Here is a 6,555-nt window from a genome sequence, read left to right as displayed (position 1 = left end):
AGCAGGCGGAGGCGGCGCAGCAGGCGGAGGCGGCGCAGCTGGCGGCCCGGCCGCTCCAGGCGGTGCCGCCGACGGCGACGGTGGTGGAGGCGACACGGCTCTGGCCGCTCCGCCCGGCACGACCTCCGAGCCGCCGCCCGGCCCCCCGCCGCTCGCCGGTCCGGGTGGTGGCGGACCGCGCCGGCCGGTGCGGATCCTCCTCGCCGTCGCCGCCGTCGTGGTGGTGCTGGTCGCCGCGGGGGTCGGCGTGTTCCTGTTCCGCGGGGGTGCCCCGTGGTCGTCCGGCCCCGCGGCCCCAGGCGGCGGCGCCGGAAACGCGGCGGCGAGCATGGCGAACCCCACCGTCTCCGGGACCACCCCGGTCGGGAAGAACCCGCAGGACGTGCTCCTGTCGCCCGACGGCCGCACCGCCTACGTCATGAACACCGGCTCCAACTCGATCTCGGTGATCGACACGGGCACGATGGGGATCACCGCGACCGTCCCCGTGCCCAACGGGCCGCCGCAGTTCGCCAGCATCAGCCCGGACGGCGTGCGCCTGTACGTGAGCGTCTACAACCCCGCCACCAACGCCGCCAACGCGGTGAACGCCGTCGACGTGATCGACACGTCGTCGCACGCGGTCACGCACACCATCCCGGTCGGCCTGCACCCCTACGCCTCCGCGGTCTCCCCGGACGGCAACACCATCCTGGTGCCGAACCACGACTCCGCGGACATCTCGGTGATCGACTGGAGGACCAAGTCGGTGGTCAAGCGGATCCCGGTGAAGCCCAATCCGCACTTCGTCGCCTTCACCGCGGACGGCTCGAAGGCGTTCGTCGCCGACCACGAGTCGAACGTCGTCTCGGTGCTCGACGGGCACACGTTCGCCGTCACCGCCGTGATCCCGGTCGGCCGCAGCCCGCACAGCCTGGCCGTGTCGCCCGACCAGACCACCGTCTACGTCGTCGACTACGACCAGAACGACGTCTCCGTCATCGACATCGCGAGCGACCGGGTCACCGGCACGATCCCGGTCGGGGCGAACCCGCAGAGCGTCGTCTTCGCCCCCGACGGCAGGCACGCCTACGTCGCCGACAACGCGGCGAACACCGTCTCGGTCATCGACACGGGCACCCGCGCGGTCGTGTCCACGGTGCAGGTCGGGCGCAGCCCCACGACGATCGCCGTGGCGCCCGACGGGCGCACCGCCTACGTCACGAACTTCGACGACAACACGCTCTCGGTCCTCCGGACCGCCTGATCCGGGAGGGTGAGGCCCGGCAGCACCTCGGCACCGAGGCGGGCGACGTTCTCGCGGGTCCGGGCCGGGTCACCGGTGGTCTCGACCATCAGCGCGAGGGACCGGGCGCCCGTGTGGCGGAGGGTCCGGTCGAGCCGGGCGCGGCAGAGCCCGGGATCGCCCACCGGGTGGAGGCGGCAGAGCAGGTCCGTGTACTCGTCGGCGTCCCGCGGCCTGCGGGGCGCGCCGTCGTGGCGGACGTAGCCCGCGAGCCCCGGCCGCAACCAGCGCGGGAGCGCCGAGCGCACCGCGGCCCGCGCCCCGGCGGTCGTGTCGCCGACGTGCGCGAGGTGGGTGCTCACGTGGGTGACGTCCGGTCCGCCCCGGGCCCGGTAGGTGCGCACGAACCGGGCCTTCTCCGCGTCGTCGGCGTGCATCCCGAGCAGCATCGGCAGCCCCCGCGCGGCGGCGAGCCCGATCCCCGTGTCGGAGGTGACGGCCAGCAGCGGGTCCACGCCCGCGCGAGGCCCCGGCACCACCGGCACCTCGCGGAACCGGAACAGCGGCCCGTCGCCGCGCACCCGGGGCCCGGCCAGGGCCGCCAGCAGCAGGTCCAGCGACTCCGCGAACCCGCCCTCGAGCCGCTCCGGCCCGGTGCCGAAGACCTCGAGGTCCACCCACGGCCCGCCGCGGCCCACGCCGAGCCGGAACCGGCCGCCGGACACCTGGTCGAGCAGCAGTGCCTGCTCCGCGAGCGCGACCGGGTGCTGCACGGACAGCACGCTCACCGCGGTGCCGACCGTGACCCGTGAGGTCGCGCCCAGTACGTACCCGGCCAGCGTCACGGCCGAGGGGCACAGCCCGTAGCTCATGAAGTGGTGCTCGGCGAGCCACACCGCGTCGAACCCGGCCTCCTCGGCCGCGACGGCCGCCGCGACCGTCCCCTCCAGCACCTCGCCCGCCGACCGCCCCGGGAAGCCCGGGGCGAGCAGGAACACCCCGACCCGGGGCCGCGCGCCGATCATGTCCCGGACCGTAGCGACGGTGAGCGGGCACACGGCCGCCGGCACGTGACCGCAAGTTCTACCAGGTGTAGAACTGAGTCGAGCCTCTACAAGTCGTAGAAGTTCGGGAGGAGCCTCCGCCATGGCGCTCGACCTGGCCCGTTGGCAGTTCGGGATCACGACGATCTACCACTTCCTGTTCGTCCCGCTGACGATCGGGCTGTCCGTGATCGTGGCGTCCCTGCAGACCGCGTGGCACCGCACGGGGCGCACCGAGTACCTGCGGGCGACGAAGTTCTTCGGCAAGCTCTTCCTGATCAACTTCGCCATGGGCGTGGTGACCGGGATCGTCCAGGAGTTCCAGTTCGGGATGAACTGGAGCGCGTACTCGACCTTCGTCGGCGACGTCTTCGGGGCGCCGCTGGCCATGGAGGCGCTGCTCGCCTTCTTCCTCGAGTCGACCTTCATCGGCCTGTGGATCTTCGGCTGGGACAAGCTCCCCCGGCGCGTCCACCTGGCCTGCATCTGGGCCGCCGCCGTCGGCACCAACCTCTCGGCCTACTTCATCCTCGCTGCCAACGCCTGGATGCGGCACCCGGTCGGCTACGAGGTCGACCCGGTGACGGGGCGGGCGCGGCTCACCGACATCGTGGCCGTGCTGACCAACGACCAGGCCTGGTCGACCTACCTGCACGTCGTCGCGGCCGCGTTCGTGGCGGCGGGCCTGTTCGTCGCGGCCGTGAGCGCGTACAAGCTGTGGCGGAATCGTGAGCCGCGCGAGCACGAGCTGTTCCGCAAGAGCATGCGCGCGGGCTTCGTGGTCACCGCGGTCGCCGGCGCGCTGGTCGCGCTCTCGGGCGACCACCAGGCCAAGCTCATGGCGCAGTACGAGCCGATGAAGCTCGCCGGCGCCGAGGCCCTGTGGGACGACGAGCACGGCGCGGGCTTCTCGCTCTTCGCCGTCGGCGACATCCAGGACGGCCGCAACCACGTCAACGTGCAGGTCCCCGGCGTGCTGGCCTTCCTCGCCACCGGCAGCGTCGAGGGCGACGTCCAGGGCATCAACGACATCCAGGCCCGCTACGAGCAGGTCTTCGGCCCCGGCGACTACCGCCCGAACATCGGCGTCCTCTACTGGGCGTTCCGGTTGATGATGGGCCTCGGCATGGCCGGCGTGGCGGTCTCGGTCGTCGGGCTGTGGCTGACGCGCAAGGGCCGGCTGTTCCCCTACCGCTGGCAGTACCCGTTCGTCATCGCCGCGCTCCCGGCGGCGCTCGTGGCCACCGTCTTCGGCTGGGTGCTCACCGAGATGGGCCGCCAGCCGTGGACGGTCGTGGGTGAGCTGCTCACGGCGCACAGCGTGAGCCCCGGGGTCAGCCCGACCGAGGTCGCGGTCTCGCTGAGCGCGTTCACCGCGATCTACCTGGTCCTCGCGGTCGTGGAGGCCGGGCTGCTGTTCCGCTACGTCAAGGCCGGGCCCGCCGCCGTCATGCCCTATCCCGAGGACGACGCCGCCGAGCCCGACACGACCGACGACCGCGTCCCGGCCTTCGTCTACTAGGAGCCGACGATGGATCTCCCCCTGCTCTGGTTCGTCGCGATCGCCGTGCTCTGGACCGGCTACCTGGTCCTGGAGGGCTTCGACTTCGGCGTCGGCGCGCTGCTGCCGGTGCTCTCGCGTGACGACACCGACCGCCGCGTGATGATCAACTCGATCGGCCCGGTGTGGGACGGCAACGAGGTCTGGCTGATCACCGCGATCGGCGCCACCTTCGCCGCCTTCCCGGCCTGGTACGCCTCGATGCTCAGCGGCTTCTACCTGCCGATGCTGCTGATCCTGCTGGCGCTCATCGGCCGGGGTGTGGCCTTCGAGTACCGCGGCAAGGTCGACTCGGTCCTCTGGCGGCGGCGCTGGGACGCGGTGATCGTCGCGGGCAGCACGATCCCGGCCTTCCTGTGGGGCCTGCTGTTCGCCAACCTGGTCCGCGGGCTCGCGATGGGTCCCGACCACGTCGTCACCACGAGCGTGTTCGGGCTGTTCGACGGCTACGCGGTGCTCGGCGGGCTGCTCACCCTGGGCCTGTTCCTGCTGCACGGCGCGGTGTTCCTCAGCCTGAAGACGGACGGGCCGGTCAGGCTGCGGGCCCGGGCGTTCGCGGCCTGGGCGGCCCTGGTGGTGCTGCCGCTGCTGGTCGCCTTCGCCGGCTGGACCCAGGGCCGCAGCGGTGCGCCGTGGACCCTCCCGGTGGCCGTCGCCTCGGTCGTCGCCCTCGCCCTGGGGGCCGGGCTGGTCCGGCGCGGACGCGAGGGCTGGGCCTTCACGTCCACCGCGGTGGCCGTGGGCGCGCTGGCCGTGCTGATCTTCGGATCGCTGTTCCCCGAGGTCCTGCCGTCGACGACGGACCCGGCGAACTCGCTGACGGTCGACAACGCCGCCTCGGCGCCCTACACCCTCACCGTCCTGACCTGGGTGGCGGCGGTGTTCCTGCCGCTGGTCCTGGCCTACCAGGCCTGGAGCTACTGGGTCTTCCGCAAGCGGGTCACCCGCGCCCACATCACCCCGTCGGTCCACTGAGCCGATGTCCGCACGCTCCGTCCCGGCCATGAGACCCCTCGATCCCCGCCTGCTGCGCACGGCGAGCGCCGTCCGCACTCACCTGCTCGTCGCCACCGGGTGCGGCGCGGCCCTCACCGGGCTGATCCTGCTGCAGGCGTGGCTCGTGTCCCGCGTCGTCGCCCGCGCGACCGACGGCGCGGGGCTCGAGGAGCTCGCCCTGGTGATCGCGGCCGTCGCCGCGGTCGCGGTCGCCAGGGCCGGGCTCGCGCACGGCGCCGAGGTCGCGGCGCTGCGCAGCGCGGCGAAGGCCAAGTCGCAGCTGCGGACGCGGCTGGTCCGGCACGTCACGGCGGGCGTGCCCCGCGACCGCGCCGCCGGCGAGCTGGTCACCCTGGCCACCCGCGGCCTCGACGCGCTGGACGACTACTTCGCCCGCTACCTCCCCCAGCTCGTGCTGGCCGTGATGGTGCCCGTCGCGGTGCTGGTGGTGATCGCGGGCGCGGACTGGGTCTCGGCCGTGGTCGTCGCGGTGACCCTCCCGCTGATCCCGCTGTTCATGGCGCTCGTCGGGATGCACACCCAGGCCCGGACGAACCGGCAGTGGGCGCTGTTGAACCGGCTCGGCGGGCACTTCCTCGACGTCGTCGAGGGCCTGCCCACCCTCGCCCTCTTCCGCCGGGCGAAGGCCGAGGCGGCGCTGGTGCGCGAGGTGACCGACCGGCACCGCGAGGCGACGATGGGCACGCTGCGGGTGGCGTTCCTGTCGGCGTTCGTGCTCGAGGTGCTGGCCACGCTCGCCGTCGCGCTGGTCGCCGTCGAGATCGGCTTCCGGCTGCTCTACGGCCGGCTCGACCTGGAGACCGCGCTGCTCGTGCTGATCCTCGCGCCCGAGGCGTACCTGCCGCTGCGCGAGGTCGGGGCGCGGTTCCACGCCAGCATGGAGGGCATCGCGGCCGCCCAGCAGGTGTTCACCGTGCTCGACGACCGGGCCGGCCGGGCCGGCCCCGTCGCGGCCGGCACCGGGGACGCACCGCGCGGCGACCTCCGGCTGCGCGAGGTGACGGTCCGCCACCCGGGCCGGGAGCGACCCGCGCTCGACGACCTCGACCTGACCCTGCCCGCCGGCCGGACGACCCTGGTCACCGGGCCGAGCGGCGCGGGCAAGTCCACGCTGCTCGGACTGCTGCTGCGGTTCGTCGAACCCACCAGCGGCCGGATCACCGCGGACGGGCACGACCTCGCCGCCACCGACGCGGACCGCTGGCGCCGCACGATCGCCTGGGTCCCCCAGGACCCGCACCTGTTCGACGACACCCTCGCCGGCAACATCCGCCTCGGCGAGCCCGACGCACCGATGGCGGCCGTGCACCGCGCCGCGACCCTGGCCGAGCTCGACGACGTCGTCGCCGGGCTGCCCGACGGGTTCGCCACCCGGCTCGGCGAGCGGGGCGCGCGGCTGTCGGCGGGACAGCGCCAGCGGGTCGCGCTGGCCCGGGCCTTCCTGCGCGCCGAGCGCGCGCCCGCCCCGCCCCTCGTCCTGCTCGACGAGCCGACCGCGCACCTCGACCCGGACAACGCGGCCGCGGTCCGGCGCGCCGTCGCGCGGCTGGTCGAGGGCCGGACCGCGGTGATCGTGACCCACGACCCGGCCTGGGCCGACGAGCTGCCCGCCGACGCCCGCGTGGTCCACCTGACCGCCCCGACGACCCCGGCGGCTCCGACGACCCCGCCCGTCCTCCCCGTTCCCGCCCGTCAGGAGTCGTGAGTGG

Annotated in this window: 5 protein-coding genes; 4 read left to right on the top strand and 1 reads right to left on the bottom strand. The window is 73.8% G+C overall.

From position 1 onward, the window contains the following. Window positions 1-187 precede the first annotated feature (187 nt). The gene (locus ACFQH9_RS25575; protein WP_379569782.1) at window positions 188-1,246 is read left to right on the top strand and encodes a beta-propeller fold lactonase family protein; all 1,059 of its coding nucleotides are present in this window, start codon (window positions 188-190) and stop codon (window positions 1,244-1,246) included. Here ACFQH9_RS25575 and ACFQH9_RS25570 read toward each other — a convergent pair. After that, a complete protein-coding gene (locus tag ACFQH9_RS25570) occupies window positions 1,195-2,250 on the bottom strand; it encodes an LLM class flavin-dependent oxidoreductase (protein ID WP_379569780.1) in 1,056 nt (351 codons plus the stop codon). The two genes, ACFQH9_RS25575 and ACFQH9_RS25570, sit on opposite strands and share 52 nt — an antisense overlap. A gap of 121 nt (window positions 2,251-2,371) precedes the next feature. Here ACFQH9_RS25570 and ACFQH9_RS25565 point away from each other — a divergent pair, with 121 nt between their 5' ends. From ACFQH9_RS25565 to cydD, 3 genes are read left to right on the top strand one after another with little or no spacing between them, the layout of a single operon-like run. Beyond that, on the top strand, window positions 2,372-3,790 hold the full coding sequence (locus ACFQH9_RS25565; RefSeq protein ID WP_379569778.1) for a cytochrome ubiquinol oxidase subunit I: 1,419 nt from the start codon (window positions 2,372-2,374) through the stop codon (window positions 3,788-3,790). 9 nt (window positions 3,791-3,799) lie between these two features. Further along, window positions 3,800-4,804 (top strand): cytochrome d ubiquinol oxidase subunit II, encoded by a 1,005-nt coding sequence (gene cydB, locus ACFQH9_RS25560; protein WP_379569776.1) that lies wholly within the window; start codon window positions 3,800-3,802, stop codon window positions 4,802-4,804. A gap of 28 nt (window positions 4,805-4,832) precedes the next feature. Then, on the top strand, window positions 4,833-6,551 hold the full coding sequence (gene cydD / locus ACFQH9_RS25555) for a thiol reductant ABC exporter subunit CydD (protein ID WP_379569774.1): 1,719 nt from the start codon (window positions 4,833-4,835) through the stop codon (window positions 6,549-6,551). Window positions 6,552-6,555 lie beyond the last annotated feature (4 nt).

This window comes from Pseudonocardia lutea (genome assembly GCF_042658055.1).
In the GTDB taxonomy this organism is placed as follows: domain Bacteria; phylum Actinomycetota; class Actinomycetes; order Mycobacteriales; family Pseudonocardiaceae; genus Pseudonocardia; species Pseudonocardia lutea.
This window is presented reverse-complemented; position numbering and strand designations above follow the sequence as displayed.

Excerpts from the sequence above, each read along its gene's own strand:
- ACFQH9_RS25570 (WP_379569780.1), bottom strand. The coding sequence starts at position 2,250 with ATGATCGGCGCGCGGCCCCGGGTCGGGGTGTTCCTGCTCGCCCCGGGC.
- ACFQH9_RS25565 (WP_379569778.1), top strand. The coding sequence starts at position 2,372 with ATGGCGCTCGACCTGGCCCGTTGGCAGTTCGGGATCACGACGATCTAC.
- cydB (WP_379569776.1), top strand. The coding sequence starts at position 3,800 with ATGGATCTCCCCCTGCTCTGGTTCGTCGCGATCGCCGTGCTCTGGACC.
- cydD (WP_379569774.1), top strand. The coding sequence starts at position 4,833 with ATGAGACCCCTCGATCCCCGCCTGCTGCGCACGGCGAGCGCCGTCCGC.